This is a genomic window from Micromonospora sp. DT228 (assembly GCF_049841595.1).
GTDB lineage: Bacteria > Actinomycetota > Actinomycetes > Mycobacteriales > Micromonosporaceae > Micromonospora.
Genome location: NZ_JBNCKO010000057.1, coordinates 1 through 694, shown reverse-complemented (window position 1 = coordinate 694; position 694 = coordinate 1). Strand labels below are relative to the sequence as shown.

Below are 694 nucleotides of genomic sequence, written 5' to 3'. Positions count from 1 at the left end.
GGTCGGCGACCTGCTGACTGCGCCGCTTGTCCTGCCGCAGCCACACCGGAGCCCCGTCCTCGGTGGCGAGGGTGACGACCAGGTGCACGTGGTCGTTGCCGCGCGCTGACAGTCCGTGCCGCACTGCGATCCACCTACACCCGGCCCGATCAGGGCTGCCGGTGAAGCCCATCTCGGCCACGAACCGGCCCGCGATGCGGCCCCACGTCGCGTCGTCGAGCTGCCCCTCCTGGGCCGGGAGGCTTAACGAGCACTGCCACACGTATTGCTTCACCCCGCGCTCGCCGGCGGCGATCTGCGGCGCGTCCAACCGCGCCGCCAACTCGTCCAGGGACCACCGCTCGCCGTCACGGTCGTGCCGGCCGGGAGTCAGCAGCGACGCGTCGTCGTACCCGGCGACCAGGTGCGGGTTGATGTGTTCCTCGGCCTTTCCCGGGCCCCACAGATACTCCAGCAAGCCCCGGACCCGGGTGCCGTAGGTGACCTTCGGGATCATCAGCGTCGACCGGTCTGGGCGGCGGCGATCGCCGTTACGAGCTCGTCGACGTGGGCCGCGACCCGCGCCAGGTACGCCGTCGCTGCGGCCAGGTCCCCGGCCGGCTCCCCGGTCGAATGCAGCCGCGCCACCGCCTGGTTGAGGTTGGTCGCCGCGCCCCGCACCTGCCGGTGCACACCCATCAACTCGACCAGCAAC

2 protein-coding genes are annotated in these 694 nt (G+C 71.9%); both read right to left on the bottom strand.

Translation table 11 applies throughout. The features are described from left to right. The coding region (locus ACLQ29_RS35390; RefSeq protein WP_425775704.1) for a relaxase/mobilization nuclease domain-containing protein at positions 1–496 on the bottom strand (496 nt) is incomplete at its 3' end. Then, positions 496–694, bottom strand: a 199-nt coding sequence (gene mobC / locus ACLQ29_RS35385) for a plasmid mobilization relaxosome protein MobC (protein ID WP_425775703.1), incomplete at its 5' end; no start/stop codon positions are given. The genes mobC and ACLQ29_RS35390, both read right to left, overlap by 1 nt.